This is a genomic window from Actinokineospora xionganensis, from assembly GCF_014323725.1.
GTDB classification, from domain to species: Bacteria; Actinomycetota; Actinomycetes; order Mycobacteriales; family Pseudonocardiaceae; genus Actinokineospora; species Actinokineospora xionganensis.
Genome location: NZ_JABVED010000027.1, coordinates 40,502 through 54,902 on the forward strand (window position 1 = coordinate 40,502; position 14,401 = coordinate 54,902).

At 65.9% G+C, this 14,401-nt stretch carries 14 protein-coding genes; 11 read left to right on the plus strand and 3 right to left on the minus strand.

Features of this window, described 5'->3' with window-relative positions; translation table 11 throughout:
* Positions 1–449: 449 nt before the first annotated feature.
* From GPZ80_RS29520 to GPZ80_RS29550, 7 genes are all read left to right on the plus strand, one after another.
* Positions 450–1,091, plus strand: a complete 642-nt coding sequence (locus GPZ80_RS29520; RefSeq protein WP_187224387.1) for a hypothetical protein — start codon at positions 450–452, stop codon at positions 1,089–1,091.
* A 618-nt stretch (positions 1,092–1,709) separates the two neighbouring features.
* A complete protein-coding gene (locus tag GPZ80_RS29525; RefSeq protein WP_187224388.1) occupies positions 1,710–2,603 on the plus strand; it encodes a cytochrome P450 in 894 nt (297 codons plus the stop codon).
* 27 nt (positions 2,604–2,630) lie between these two features.
* Entirely contained in the window at positions 2,631–4,028 is a 1,398-nt protein-coding gene (locus GPZ80_RS29530) for a preATP grasp domain-containing protein (RefSeq protein ID WP_187224389.1), read from the plus strand.
* A 25-nt stretch (positions 4,029–4,053) separates the two neighbouring features.
* Positions 4,054–5,019, plus strand: coding sequence for an aspartyl/asparaginyl beta-hydroxylase domain-containing protein (locus GPZ80_RS29535; RefSeq protein WP_187224390.1), 966 nt, complete (start codon positions 4,054–4,056; stop codon positions 5,017–5,019).
* Between the two features lie 42 nt (positions 5,020–5,061).
* Complete coding sequence (locus GPZ80_RS29540; protein WP_187224391.1) at positions 5,062–6,213, plus strand: glycine amidinotransferase; 1,152 nt, start codon at positions 5,062–5,064, stop codon at positions 6,211–6,213.
* On the plus strand, positions 6,210–7,517 hold the full coding sequence (locus GPZ80_RS29545) for an ATP-grasp domain-containing protein (protein ID WP_187224392.1): 1,308 nt from the start codon (positions 6,210–6,212) through the stop codon (positions 7,515–7,517). Before GPZ80_RS29540 ends, GPZ80_RS29545 begins: the two co-directional genes overlap by 4 nt.
* Entirely contained in the window at positions 7,483–8,439 is a 957-nt protein-coding gene (locus GPZ80_RS29550) for a hypothetical protein (RefSeq protein WP_187224393.1), read from the plus strand. The genes GPZ80_RS29545 and GPZ80_RS29550 overlap by 35 nt, the downstream gene beginning before the upstream one ends.
* Here GPZ80_RS29550 and GPZ80_RS29555 read toward each other — a convergent pair.
* Genes GPZ80_RS29555 through GPZ80_RS29565 form a run of 3 tightly spaced genes read right to left on the minus strand, consistent with a single transcriptional unit; the run spans position 8,432 to position 10,549 of the window.
* The gene (locus tag GPZ80_RS29555; RefSeq protein ID WP_187224394.1) at positions 8,432–9,418 is read right to left on the minus strand and encodes a phosphotransferase family protein; all 987 of its coding nucleotides are present in this window, start codon (positions 9,416–9,418) and stop codon (positions 8,432–8,434) included. The two genes, GPZ80_RS29550 and GPZ80_RS29555, sit on opposite strands and share 8 nt — an antisense overlap.
* Positions 9,419–9,452: 34 nt before the next feature.
* Entirely contained in the window at positions 9,453–9,665 is a 213-nt protein-coding gene (locus tag GPZ80_RS29560) for a DUF397 domain-containing protein (RefSeq protein ID WP_246477604.1), read from the minus strand.
* Positions 9,665–10,549: a helix-turn-helix domain-containing protein gene (locus GPZ80_RS29565; RefSeq protein WP_187224396.1), complete on the minus strand. Its 885-nt coding sequence runs from the start codon at positions 10,547–10,549 to the stop codon at positions 9,665–9,667. The genes GPZ80_RS29560 and GPZ80_RS29565 overlap by 1 nt, the downstream gene beginning before the upstream one ends.
* Positions 10,550–10,897: 348 nt before the next feature.
* Between GPZ80_RS29565 and GPZ80_RS29570 the strand changes: the two genes are divergently transcribed.
* The 4 genes from GPZ80_RS29570 to GPZ80_RS29585 all read left to right on the plus strand — a co-directional run bounded on the left by GPZ80_RS29570 (position 10,898) and on the right by GPZ80_RS29585 (position 14,033).
* Positions 10,898–11,773 carry a hypothetical protein gene (locus GPZ80_RS29570; RefSeq protein ID WP_187224397.1) on the plus strand — a complete coding sequence of 292 codons (876 nt, stop codon included), beginning with the start codon at positions 10,898–10,900 and terminating at the stop codon, positions 11,771–11,773.
* Positions 11,774–12,209: 436 nt separating this feature from the next.
* Positions 12,210–12,611 (plus strand): hypothetical protein, encoded by a 402-nt coding sequence (locus GPZ80_RS29575; protein ID WP_187224398.1) that lies wholly within the window; start codon positions 12,210–12,212, stop codon positions 12,609–12,611.
* 200 nt (positions 12,612–12,811) lie between these two features.
* Positions 12,812–13,339: a prepilin peptidase gene (locus GPZ80_RS29580; RefSeq protein WP_187224399.1), complete on the plus strand. Its 528-nt coding sequence runs from the start codon at positions 12,812–12,814 to the stop codon at positions 13,337–13,339.
* A gap of 181 nt (positions 13,340–13,520) precedes the next feature.
* The gene (locus GPZ80_RS29585; RefSeq protein WP_187224400.1) at positions 13,521–14,033 is read left to right on the plus strand and encodes a hypothetical protein; all 513 of its coding nucleotides are present in this window, start codon (positions 13,521–13,523) and stop codon (positions 14,031–14,033) included.
* Positions 14,034–14,401: the final 368 nt, after the last annotated feature.

Below are 14,401 nucleotides of genomic sequence, written 5' to 3' on the forward strand. Positions count from 1 at the left end.
TCGCTATGCCGCTCAGGAGCGTTACGGCGCGATTGACCATCAGAGTCTGGTCAGCAGGACCCACCGCGACAGGGAGGACGCCATGCCAGAGAAAGTCTCGAGGAGAAGGTCGTCTGCTGCGTCGTACGCGACGGCAAGCTGCTGGCCTTCCGGCACACCGTCTACAGCTACGAAGAGGGTCGGCATCCGGGTCCCGGCCAGCAGCGTCCGCGACGGCGAGACGCCCGAGGACGCCGCGCTCCGTGAGGCCAGCGAGGAATCGACCTCACCGCCTTGAAGATCGTGCGCAGTCTTGCCCCCGGGTGGCGGACTTCCGGAACCCACACCCTGATCCAGGCCAGCATGTAGCACTTCGGTACCAGTGCGGCGCAAGTGCAGCGCCAAGACAGCCACAGCGCCCGCGATCTCCGCGACGCTCTTAACCACGTGAGTCGAGGAACAGGAGCGTCATGGCAGCCTCTGCTCTGATCGCCGAGGACACACGGGCCGCCTCGCTCGCACTGGGATTACCCATGCCGTCACCCACACCGGCCGCCGAGCAATGGCTTGCCGCACTGCCGACCGCTGTCGGCTGCGCTCGCCGATTCGTGTGCGACGTCCTCGAACGCTGGCGAATGCACTCCGCGATCCCGGCCGCCGACCGCGCGGTGGCCAACCTCGTCGCCGATGCCGTTCGCACCACGGGGTTCGACGTCCAACGGCCCGAGCCGATCGAGCTGATCAGACTCGACCTGAAGTTGATCAAAGTTATGGTCTGCTACACGAACAACCGCCTGCTGATCGAAGTATGGGACACCGACTCAACGCCGCCCGCACAGATTGCTCGCGAACGACATCAGGAAAAGGCGCGATCTCGGACGCACTACGTACCCGACGTCGGCGGCAAGGTCGTCCGTGTCGAACTCATTGACATACAGCCTGAGACACAGGACACCCAACGGCTCCCACTGCCGCGCAGGAACCGGCGGCCACCTCCAACCATGCCCGCCGAGGATTCGGACCGCCCTACATGGGCTGAAACCGATCCGGTCGTGCTCCAGAAGATCCTCGACGGACTGAGGGGCCTGGGCACCGGCGATCCGCCAGCATGATCTGCAACCCGTTGCGGTATTGCTCCAAACCCAGGAATAGCAGGAACCAACCATGAACGTGAACAAGATCTGGTGTCATACCAACGACTTCAGCGCTCGATAGAGGCCGATCACGGCCAGGTCGACCCGTGATGCTGGCTCCGTCAGCGCCAACCTCTGTGAACAAGGCAATGCCGAGGACTGTTAGAGAAACTGAACTGTTCAGTTTCGTGCTGACGGAGGAGGGGGTCTGCCATGTTCTACGACCACTGATCTCGGTAGTCGGGTCACAGGGCCGGTCTGGGGTGTGCGCCGGACCCTGTGCCCCGATCCGCGAACACAACCACGCACCGGCGAGGAGAGCTGATGTCATCTCTGACTACCTACGATCCACTGGACCCGGCGACGTTGGCGAATCCCTATCCCGTTCTGGCCGAACTTCGGTCCAGCACACCGGTTTTCTGGCACGAGGGCATGCGTTCCTGGGCGCTGACCAGGTATTCGGACTGTGTGGCCGTACTGCGTGATCACGTGCGGTTCGCTCGTGACCGGCGGCGGACCGGAGCAGCGGTGTCGGAGCCGAGTCTGAGCGTACAGTCGCTCGATCCGCCGGAGCAGTTCCCAGTGCGGAGCTTGTTCATGAACGCGTTGCGGGCGCAGGATCTCGACGCCATCGGGCGTCGGGCGCGGAGTCTGCTGGACGCCCGGTTCGATCAGCTCGCCGACCGTGCGGAGTTCGATGTGATGGCGGAAGTTGCGGCACCGTTGTCAGTGGCCGTGATCTCGGACCTGCTAGGCGTCGACGAACCCGATGTCGACTCCTTCGTCTCGATCTCGGACGCGATCATGCGGAGTATGGACGCAGGCCTTGATCCGGCTGTGGCCGAGCCGGGGCGGATGGCCCGGCGGGAGTTGAGCGCTCTGGTGGAGTCATGGTTCCGAACGTCCGGTCGGCCCGGACTCTTGTCGCACGTCAGGGAGCACGCCAAGGGAAGCTCCGACACCGATCTCGACTTGTATGTGCGCAACACCGCGCGAGTGATGTTCCAGGGCGGCTACAGCACGATGGTCGCCGCGGTCGGCAACGCCGTGCACACCCTGCTGCGGCACCCGAACGCCTTGGACCGGATGCGCGATTCCGCGGTCCTGCGTACCGGCGTCGACGAGTTGGTTCGCTTCGACGGGCCGGTGCAGGGTACGAGCCGAATCGCGACCGCGCCCGTAGAGGTCGGCGGTGTCACGGTGAACACGGGCGAGACCGTGCTGATCCTGTTCGCCGCCGCCAACCACGACCCTGCCCAGTTCGCGGACCCGGAGCAACTGCTGCTGGACCGCTTGCCCAACCGGCACCTCGGATACGGCTGGGGCACTCACTCGTGCATCGGCACGGTAGCTGCGCAAACCACGTTGCGCGCCTTGATCTCCAGTCTGCTGGAGAACCCCACCAGGCTGCATGCGGCCAGCCCTCCCGTGCGGCGCAACACCGCGACCATGCGCGCCTTCGACCTGCTGCCAGCCACTTTCTGCCCCTGAACGCCCCGCTGCGACCTGGGAGTACCCGTGAGGATCCTCATCGGCAATCACATCGACCCCGCAATCCGCGACCGGGGCGACCTGCGGGCTTGGACGCAGCGCATCGTCTGGTTCGCGCGCGAGGGCGACCTGATCGTGCTGTGCGACGAACCCGACCCGCAGTTCTTCACCTACGCGACATCGCTCACGGGTGCAGAGCCAGCCAACCTGCGCGTCATGGTGCCTCCGGCGGGACACCATGATGGTCGCCTGCTTGATCCGGAGAGCCTGACCAGCCCGGAGTTCGTCCGTGCGGTTCGTGACGCCCTCGGCGTGGGCGGTCTGGACCAGGTCGAGGAGATTTTCGCGCTGTGGCCCTCTGCGCACGTGTCGCGCTTCGCGGCTGCCCTGGGCATTGAAGACAAGTTCGCCGGAGCCGGGTTCTTCGGCCAGGGCGGTGGCGAGTTGGGCAACAACAAGGCGACCTTTCGGGCGCTGGCGGCAGCGGCAGGGGTGCCGATCCCGGCGGGCGCGGTGTGTCGCAGCGAGCGCGAGGCGGTTGCGGCCACCGCCGCGCTGCTGGACGGGGCGGGCGCGGTCGTGGTCAAGCAGGCACACAACGGCGCAGGTGTTGGCAACCAGCTCCTGCTGCGCGATGTGTCGCTCGCCTCCGATCACGTCGGTGCCCGCCACCTGCATCGGCTCGACGGTGACAGCCGGGAGGCAATCGAGGCGTACTGGAGAGAGCGTTGGGACTGGGCCTCTGCGCAGAACCGGTTCCCGGTCGTCATCGAGGAGTTCGCGCCGGAGGCTGTGTCGGTGTACTCCGAGCACATTGCCGCCGATGACGGGACACGGCCGACGGAGATGGGGACGCTGCTTTACGTCGGGCGTCGCCTGAGCCACCAGATCGTCCCGCTGCGCGGCGTGACCGACAGTGTCCGCGCCCAGCTCCGCCACGGCGGGGCGCTGCTAGCCGAGACTTACCGCGCCCTTGGGTACCGGGGTCATCTGAGCGCGGACGCGATCGTCACCACCGATGGCAGGGTGGTGTTCACCGAGGTCAACGCCCAGGTATCAGGGTCGCTGCATATCTACCAGGTCATTGCCCGCCGAATCGTCAACACAGCAGCTGTCCCGGAACGGTCCGTGGTGGAGTACCACGTCCCGCCGACCTGGGCGGTCCCGGACTTCGACGCCTTCCTCACGGCCGTCGACGAGCTCGGCTGCGCCTATGACCCGGCGACCCGCACCGGGGTGATCGTCTCGATGCCCGTGATACCGCTCGAGGTGAACCGCGCCCAGTTCGTGTTCTGCATCGCCTACGCGACAGATACCGACCGCCAGGCGATGTTCGAGAAGCTCGACGCACGGTTCGCTGCCGTCCCCGCCAATGCGTTCAGCGCCAGCGACCACGTCGGTGTGCCGCGCCCGCCCGCCTCCTGACACTCGGATCTGGGGAGAAACCGCGATGAACGCATCTGAGCATCCGCCACTGTCCGAGGCAGTTCGCCTCGCCCCGTCCTTTGACGCCGATCGGCTCGCCTACGAGCTTGCCGAGGTCACCTGCCATCGCTGGGCGCCGCAACGCATTCAGGCTCCCGGCGGCGGAGTCGGCGCGGCCACTGCCATTGACTGGCGGGTTCTGCCGCTACGAAGCCCTGGCGGCGACCCGGATCGCACCGATCCTGGCGGCCCTGGCCCCGTTGACTTCGCACCCACCGAATGGCTGGAGCGGCTGCCGTACCTGCGTGAGATCCTTGAATCGATCCCAGCCCCGCTCAACGCCGTCCGCCTGATGGCGCTGGGTTCCGGCGCGTCCTGCCAACCCCACTGCGACCCGAAGTACACCCTGCACCGCGGTCTCATGCGGCTACACATCCCGCTGATCACCCATCCCGGCGCGGTACTGGTCCTCGACGGCGTGGAGCACTGTTGGTCGGCCGGACAGTTCTGGTACGGCGACTTCTCCCGCGAGCACATGGTGCGCAACACCGGCCCGGTTACGCGAGTGCACGCGGTTATCGACGCCCTGCTCACCCGAGAGTTGGCCGAGATGTTCCCCCAGGCCTGGCAGGCCGCGTTGAACGACGGCGATGTGCTGTTCAACCGGGCCACGTCGCAACGCACTCGCTTCCCGGTCGTGCTCCCCTACGCGACGGCGCTACCGAGCGGGTTCACCGACTTCGCCCACGACCAGCCCCTCGATGGCCCACTCCAGCCTTGGCAGGTCGCCGTAACCGGCCGGCAGGTGAACCTCATCGCCGATGACCGGGTGCTCGCCCTCGTACCAGCCGGGCCAGATGGCGAGTACCGCTTCGCCGGGTGGAGCGAACAGCGCACCCTCCAGATCGCCGCCGACGGTGTTCTGCTGCGCGCGCGACGCGGGCGCGCGACTCATGAGCGCCACCTACCGTCCACGGCCAACACCCGGTGACCCCTGCCCCGACCATGCCGCACAGCACACGAGGAGTCCGCCATGCAGTTGAACAGCCACGACGACTTCACGCCGCTACGCGAGATCATCGTCGGCTCCGCCGAGAACTACCTCAGCCACGACCGCGACGTCACCTTCGAGTTGTTCCACCACGACAACCTGCGGGGGTTCCGGTCTGACTGGGCCTACCCCCGCCTGACCGCCGCCGAAGGCGACCGCACCACACACAGTTGGGCCATCAAGCGGCGCTACACCGAGGAACTCCACGAAGACGTCGAGGACCTGGCCGCCACTCTCGCCGCTCTCGACGTAACCGTGCACCGGCCGTTGCCGCTACCGCCGAACGCCGCGCCCATCGCCGGTCTGGGTTGGCAGGCCGCACCCACACCGGCGCTGAACATCCGCGACAACACCCTGATCCTTGGCGACGAGATCATCGAGACGCCACCGGCGATCCGATCCCGCTACCTGGAAACCCGTCTGCTGGCACCGATCTTCCGCCGCTACTACGAATCCGGGGCTCGATGGACGACGATGCCCCGGCCGCTGCTCACCGATCTGTCGTTCGACCTGTCCTACGCCCGCGACGAGGCGACCACCCTGGGGGGACCCACTGAGCCGATCGCCGATCCCCAGCCGGGCCCATACGACGTCGGCTTCGAGATGATGCTCGACGGCGCCCAAGTCCTGCGACTAGGTAAGGATTTGGTGGTCAATGTCGCCCACGACAACCACAGGATGGCCCTGGACTGGCTGGAGCGTCACCTCGATCGCCGCTACCGCATTCACAGCGTGCACCGGATGGCCGACAACCACATCGACAGCATGCTCCTGGCACTCAAGCCAGGGGTGTTCCTGGCCCGCCACGACGGCATCCGCGACCTGCTCCCTGAGCCTCTGCGGTCGTGGAAGTTCATTGTCGCCCCGGAACCTGACCCGGGCGCGTTCCCCACCTACGACGAGCACGAGGACTTGGTTCTCACCAGCCCCTACATCGACCTCAACGTCCTGTCGGTCAGCCCGGACACCGTTCTGGTCAACGAGGACTGCACCGGCCTGATCAAGACACTCGACGCCGAGGGCTTCAACACCGTCCCCATACGGCACCGACACCGGCGGCTGTTCGGCGGCGGCTTCCACTGTTTCACCCTGGATACCCGCCGCGACGGCGCCTTTGAGGACTACGTGTCGTGACCCGAATCCTCCTGTTGGAAGCCGCAGGCCCCGAGTCCGGCGCCCTCGTAGCGACGGCTACCGCCATGGGTCACCAAGTCCATGCCGCCACCACATCCGATCACCACGTCAACTACGGCTCCGACCTGCGCCAGCTTCTGTCCGGCTGCCTGATCACCGACTTCTCCCGGCACGAACGAGCCTGCGACGACATCGTCGGCTACGCCCGCCGCGTCGGCGCCGACGCGGTGTTGACCACCAACGAGTACCTCACGCCGATGCTTGCCGAGGTCTGTGCTGAGCTGGGCCTACCGGGCAACGATCCGGCTTTGGCCACCGCTGCCCGCAACAAGGCTGACATGAGCCGGCAGTTCGCCCACCGCGGTGTCACCGCACCACACACCCATGTTCTGGCGAGAGAGAATCAGGTGCTCCGCCTCTGCGCGAGCGGGCGACTCGCCTTCCCCTGCGTCGTCAAGCCCGCCGATGGGGCGGGCTCAGCTGGAGTCACTGTCGCGCAGAGCGCCACCGAGGCGATCGCCGCGTTCCGTGCTGCCTGCGAACTACAAGGCATGTACGGAATGTCGCTTGATCCGCACGTCCTGGTCCAGGAGTTCATCGAAGGCGCCGAGTACAGTGTCGAGTCGATCACGCAGAACGGGGTGAGCACGCACCTGTGCCTGACGCGCAAGATCGTCACCGGCGGCGCGCACCGGGTCGAACTAGGCCATGGACTGCCAGCCTTCCTACCGCTGGAGGTCGAACAAACCGTGCACGGGCGAGTGAACTCAGCCATCGCCGCGGTCGGCATTCGCAATGGGGCCTCGCACACCGAAGTGATGCTCACACCCGACGGGCGATGCACAGTAATCGAGGTTGGAGCCAGACTCGGCGCAGGCCACATCGGCTTCCTTATTCATCACGCACTCGGCATCGACCCGTGGGCGGCCTGCCTGGACGTCGCCTTGGGCCGCCCCGCCCAACTCGCACCGACTCGTGATCACTACGCCACTGTGCGGTTCCTGACCAACCCGCACCAAGGCCTCCTGGCAGCCATTACAGGGCTTCCCGAGCGCAGTCCCCAGGTTCCGATCGTTCGTGTGCGCAAGGCTGTGGGCGAGGTGGTGGGCGGAGCAAAGGACAACGCAGGTCGGCTGGGCAACTTCGTTGTGGTCGGCCCTGATCAGCAGTCCGTCGATGACCACGCGGACCACCTGCTAGCCCAGGTTCGGATTCGGGTTGAGCCCATCGAACGGACAAGCAGTCACTCCGCAACCATAGAGACTCGTGATGACCCGGCCATCTCGCAAGCTGATCACGGCTGAGGCATTTCCCACGCCTGCACTGATCCTGCGGACCAACGATCCGATCGGCCAGCGACGAGTGCGTGAGTTCGCTCGCAAACAGACTCAGGCTGCGCTCTTACTCCATCAGGCCATCACAGACGGCCTGCGCGCGGCCGGCGACGTCAACGACCGGGTCGCGGTGTTCACGACAGCGTTTGAAGCGGCGGAAAACTGGCGGTACCGGATCGCGGTGTCCAGCCCCTTCCCGAGCGGCCGCTACGCCGCGGGCCACGCGGAGCGTTTCCGGACACCGATCACCGACGACAATCCCAACCTCTTCCGGGTCGGGGAGCACGAGCGGCTCCGCGAGAACGCAGTCTGGGACCCGGCTACGCGAACGTACATAGGAGGCGAGGAAACCCCCGCCAGTCGAACGATGCGGCAGATCGGCGCCTTGGCTGCGGCGAGGTTCGCCCGATCGCCAGGCGTGGATGTCGTGAACAACCAAGTCACGTTGCCCGACGGTCGTGTCGTGGGCGGAATGCGACTGCTGAGAGGCAGGGCCGCCCACCACGCCGCAACCGAGATGATCGCCCGCATCGCCGCACAGTGCGGGGACACCTCGCGCATCATTGCCGATGGCGATCTGATCTACGCCGCCAGCGCACTGGAAACAGACCGCACGACAACCTTCCATGGCGCGATGACCTTGCTCGCCCAAGACCACGCCAGCCGGGCCGCAGCCCTGGCCGCCTGGCTGGCGGCCGCGTACCTGCTCTATCAGGCACCACGCACGAAGCGAGGCAGCGATGCGATCAACCGCACCTTCCTCATCGCCGCGGGCACACGCCTGCTCGGCCACACACCCGTGCTCCTGCACGACATCGACCTGCGCGCCATTGTCCAACCGATGGACCAGTTCCTGGCCGAGCTACGGTCCGCGCAGGCGACGCCTACCTAAGCTGATCGAGCACGTCCCGCATCTGCTCGTACGACTCCGGCACCGCTTCGGCGTTCCCAAGACGATGCCGTTCCAGACGGAGGGCGCCGATGTGTTTGGCCAGGTAGAACAGCGACCGCTGAGCTGCGCTGGCCGTAGACGGTCGCGGCCCGTAGCTCTCCCAGAACGCATCCCGCTCCGTTCCGGGCTTCTTGCCCGCCATGAAGATCACCCAGTCGGACTCCGGATCCCCCCACGATGTCCGATCGTTGTCGAACACCCCGTTGATCGTGGGCTCAGCAGCGTCGGGGTCCATCATGACGTTGACCGTCCACAGGTCACCGTGCAGCAACCGCGGTTCGGTGACCTCGTCCAGAACTGCCGCGTACTTGTGCGCAGCGGCGGCGACTTCCCGCACGTCCGTCGCGTCGAGACCGGAGTCGTCCAGGTCTGCCGCAAGGTCAGTGAAGTGGGCGATCAACGCCTCGCTCCAGGTGTCGAACCACGGGCCGGTCACAGGGCCGAAGTGTTCTCCCCGAACGGCATGGATGCTCGCGGCGATTTCCCCCATCTGCCGGAAGAACGATGTCCACTGAGGACGGGGATAGTTCCCGATGCCTTCCGGGCCTGGAATCCCGTCGAGCATCGTCTGGAACAAGTAGTCACGGCCGATGATCTCGCGGGTGAAGTCTGCTGCGAGCGTGCGTGGAATCATCGGCGCGATCGGCGCCAGAAACGGCACGCTCGAATGCTCATTGCGCATCAGTTCCCGCTCGATGCGGTACTGGCGGGCGGGTTCCGGTGCTACGCGAAGGATGACCGGACCGTTCCCGCCGATGTCGACCCGGTAGGTGTTGTTGTACATCCCGTTGCCGAGTTCGACAGCCGAGATGACCTCGACCCGTGATCCGAACGCCCTGCTGCACATGGCTCGGATCTGTTCGGCGGTCACCGGCTGCTGAAACGCATCATGGGTGCGCTCAATCGGGCGAAACTCCACGGGACTCCTTGTACTTGTGCGTTCCGGTCAATTGTTACAGGTCGAACTCGCCGTCCTTGGCACCGGCGAGGAACGCGATCCACTCGTCGGGGGTGTAGATCTGTGGGGGCTGCTCGGGGTGGCGGGAATGGCGCAGGGCGACCAGCCCGTCGTGGGTCACGGCGACCTCGACGCAGTTGTCGCCACCGTTGGAGTACGACGACTTGGTGAACGGGCGGGCGAGGTCGAGCTCTGTCTGGGTGGTCATCATGACGCTCCCTGTTTGCCGGCGAGTTCGGCGGCCACGCCCACCAGGAACTCCACGCTCTCGCGTGGGGAGAGCGCGGCGCGGCGCAACCGCTTGTAGAGGTTGGTATAGCGGGTGACCTGAGTGTCCTCAGTCAGCGAGGTGAGCACTACGTCGGTGGTGACGGTGTCCACGGCGATCACCCGCGGGTCGCCCTGGTCCGGGTAGGTGTAGAGCGAGAATGCTGAACGGGGTGTCACGTACCCCCTGACGGCTGCGGCCAGTGGCAGCACCCGCACAGTGATCTTCGATTCCCGGGCGCACCCAGCCATGTGCTCCACCTGCGCGGCCATCACCTCCGGCGGGGCCGACAACCGTCGGAGGGCGATCTCGTCGAGCACCACCTCATAGGCGGGCCCATTCGGGCGGCGCAGCATTCGCTGCCGCGTCTGCCGCGCCTCCACCGCCCGCTCTGCCTGAAATGTCACCGGGCCGATCTCCGCTTCGGCCACCTGCCGCTGATGAGCGAACTCCGGCGTCTGCAATAGCCCTGGGATGAACGGCTGGAACTCCGCGATCGCCGACGCCCCTGCCTCCAGGTCGGCGTAGAGGGCCTGGCGGGCACCCATCGCCTGTCCGAACGAAGCCCACCAGCCACGTTCGGAAGCGTCCCGCGCGACGGCCATGATCTCCGTCCACCGCTTCCCGTCAACTCCGAGTTCGTCGATGATCCGCATCACCGTGGCTTGGCTGTCCCGAACGTTGTGCCCGTTCTCCAACCGGGTGATCTTCATCCTGTTCTGGCCAATCCGCTTCGCCAGCTCGGTGTGCGTCAGGTCGGCCGCCTCCCGCAACACACGCAGTTCTACGGCCAACCGCTGTCGGCGCACATACGGGCTGATCATCACGCCTCCCTGCACACAGGCTACATCTGAACAGTTCAATCAAGCGTCGAACTGGGGCCAGATCGCGACCGGCCGGGCTTGATCGCATGGTCGGCAGGTGGTCGGCCGCATCGACCTCCGCTGGGCCGCGGGCGACGATCCAGCTTCGACGGGCCTTGATCGGCAACTGATCGTGCAGCTGCGTGTGGGGACGCTCCACAACCGGCCTCGGACGTCGGGGCGTCCAGTGCGGCGGTCCATCGGGCCACCGCGAAGCCCTGCGATGCTAGGCAGGTGAACCCTGAAGGTCCCTCTACCCTCGACGCTCTCACCTGGGCCTACTGCACCTTGCGCGACACGTGGCTCACCTTGATCACCGACGAGAACTGCGACATGTCGGCCCCCTGGAAGCAGTGGCATCCCGTCGCCGACGATATGGACGCCGTGGCCACCAGTCGGGGGTCGCTGCTGTTCGCCGCCGAACTCGCCAGTACCGACTCCGCGAAGAGCGTGCTCCACCACTTGAAGCTGCTCGCAATGGCCTACCCGCCAAGTGCGTTACGCGAGGACGGACTGGACCCACGCCAGTGGCCTGGGCTGGCCCCGTACTCCGTTGCTCGGTCGCTCCTGGAAGCCGCTGCAATGCTCCACTGGTCCTTGGCCCCCAACGAAGACGAACGGCTACAGCACTCCGCGAGGGTGGAACTCTGGTCGGCGTGCGCCGCGCGCAAGGGCGGTCGAGGCCCAGCGCCCGGCGCTGCCGCATCGGTCGAAGCGATCCGGAAGATCGTCGAGAACGCTGGCTTTGCGGTCAACAGGTATGGGCGTTCGGGAGACCTGGGGATAGTTGTGGACGGGCGAGTCCGCGGATTCGCACCCACACAGGTGATCACCGACTTCATGGGCACCGAGGGCCGGGCCCACTACCACCTGTGGAGCGGTCTCGCCCACCACGCCGGTTGGGCTGTACGCCCCTGGGGAACCCTGCAGTTCTCCTATGACGGCAGCGGCGTCCGCACGTCCACCAGCAACTTTGAGGACTTGCACGTCGAACTCGCCGCAGATACTGCATCGGTGATCTTGGCTGCGGGGCGCACCATGGGCCGCTACTACGGCCGCGGCCTAGCCACCTTCACGGACGTCTGCGGTGAGGTAGAGCGCCATATGCGGGCACTCGTGTCCTTCATCCGTCAGGCGCTTGGTCGCCCGGACAGCGACCCTACGGACACACGGACATCGGGCTGACGCGAGGGCGGTTCATGTCCAACAGACGCGGCATGCGGACTTGCCGCGCCCCTTGGCCTCCTGTGCAGTAAGCGTCTCGATGGAATTGACGTTGCGGCCAGCCTTGATCGAGTTGCGCACGCCCTGCTGGTAGCCGTGACATCGCTCGTCGCGATGGAACGTACGGCCGCCGACAGTGGTAACGCCTCGCGTGTCCATTGGCGGCCAGGGTGTCTCTCGTTGGTAGCCCCAGCCTTGCGCGTCGCCCTGTGTCGCCATGAGGCCACGATTCCACGCCCGTCGAAGGTGGCGCTCCATCCTTGCGGTGTCGGACGCGACACCGTATGTTCAGCATACGGTGTCGGGCGCGAAAGGGCATTAGATGAGTATGCAACTCCGCACTCAGGTGGCGAAGGCTCTGAACGAGGCCGAGGCCACTGTGCGAACCCTCCGAGGCATGCTCGACGACATCGACGGGGTCAATGACGCCATCGCGGTTCAAGTCCCCCGCGAGGGTAGATACACACGGCCGATGCTGGTGGCGTTGTGGGACCAGCTGAGGAACCTTCCCGGCGTCCTGGCCCTGTTCGTGACGACGACCGACAGGCCGAACCAGGTTGTGAGGTTCAGCGAGATTCTGGCTGTGTCCGGCCTCGACGCCGTCCAGCAGGGCAACGAGCACGCCCGCATCAGCCGTGTCAGCAAGACACTGTTCGGCGAGGGGATGTGGCCGATCGAGAAGTGGCAGGGCTCGCCCGGCAAGAACGGCGAGAAGGCCGAGATGCTGTACCGGGCTGGCTCCACGGTGTCCGAGTGGTGGCGAGAAATCCAAGCGAACGAAAGCGCTCAAACGCGGTAACCCGACGCCTGCTTTCCGCACAGTATGGGCGAGCGGCGACGCGCGTACGGTCGTACGGTCGGCTTGTGGATCTCTCCGGTGCTGGCGTCGGCGCACTGTGTGGGTTGCTGTCTGGTCCTGCGCTCGTCGCGTGGGCAGATCGAGTGGGCGCAGACCGTCCGGGGCGTTTGCCGTGCACGGTCCGACTCGCTGGACCCGGCGTGGTCACGGCGACGGCAGTGGCAGCCGTCGGCGCTGCAGGCATGGGTGCGAGATTGGGTATTGCTGTCGAACTCCCGGCATTTCTCGGACTGGTGCTGTTCGGAATTGCTCTCGCGATTGCGGACATCCGCTCCCGACGGTTGCCCGATGTCATGGTCGCAGCACTCACTCTGTCGGGTTTGGCGCTGCTTGGCGTGACGGCGATCATCCACCACGACGTCAGCAGTTTGCTCCGGGCCATCTTCGCCGCGGGGGTTACGAGCGGAGCGCTGTTGGTGCTCGCGTTGTTGTGGCCGTCGGAGCTCGGCTTCGGTGACGTCAAGTTCGGCGGGGTTCTCGCCTTCTACCTCGGGTGGCTCGGCTGGCCGCAGGTGATCTTGGGGGTGGCGACAGGGTTCCTCGTCGCGGCCGTGGTCGCCGTCGGGTTGTTACTCACCGGGCGCCGGACACTGCGCGACGATCTGCCGCTCGGCCCGTTCCTGATGCTGGGTGCGTGGATCACCATCGTGAGTCGTTGGCCCAGCTAGACACATACTGTGACCAGGCGCGATGTCGAAAAGTAGTTGCGAATGCGGCTTGCGTCACAGCATGTGATGTGCTGTTCTGGGGAGGGCTGGAGGTGACGACACAGCCGTCAGAGCTGAGCAGATGGTTCCCACCCCGCGCTCAGGCGCGTTCCCGTCATCTCGCCGGTTAGCTCTCGCGGCATTGGCCGTGCTGACCGGTGCGGGTATCGCTGCGTGCGATCAGGGCGCTGGACAGGCTGCGCCTCCACAATCCACGACTGTCTCGTTCGTGGAGTCTCTTCCTGACGACCCTGCGGTCACCGAGCGTCGGGTCGTCGAGAACGCCTACGTCAAGTTCTGGTCGGTCTCCTGGAGTATCGATCAGCTTCCGCAGGAGCAGTGGCGCCCGACGCTGGAAAAGGTCGCTGGCGAGCCGCTGCTTACTCGCCTGGTCGACGCGACCCGGATTCAGCGCGATCACGGCATCAAGCTGTACGGGGACGTGTACGCCCGCGTCGCTGATGTCCAGGTTCGCGGCGATCGGGCTGAGGTGCGGGATTGCCAGGACGCGTCGAAGTCGGGTCAGGCTGACGCCACGACGGGGAAACCGCGAACGGTCGGCGTTGCCCGGAATCCGATCAACGGCTCGCTTGTTCGAGACGCGGCGGGTGCGTGGCTGGTCGTGTCGATCGACTACCCCGGGGGGACGTGCTGATGTTCCGAACTCTGGTTGTTGCGTTTCTCGCGCTCGGGATCGGCGTGCTGGGAACTTCGACGGCTGTGGCCCAACAGGGTGGCGACGTGATCGTGGTACCCAATGACCACGGTGGAAAGTTCGGGGAGCCGTCGGTGGACGTAGGTGCGGTCTCACCGGGAGCTCCTGGGGGCACGGGGCTCAGAAACGCTGGGACATCAGGTTCTTCTGGCCGGTCGGGACCGGTGTGCTCGTACGAGCCAGCTGCTGCGAGTTCGTCCAAGTTGGAAACGCTGTACCCGGACAACAGGCTGCCCTCGGATACGGGTATCGCGGTCAGCGATGTTGCCTACTATGACCGTGGCCAGTGAAGAATCCCCGTAGGCGGC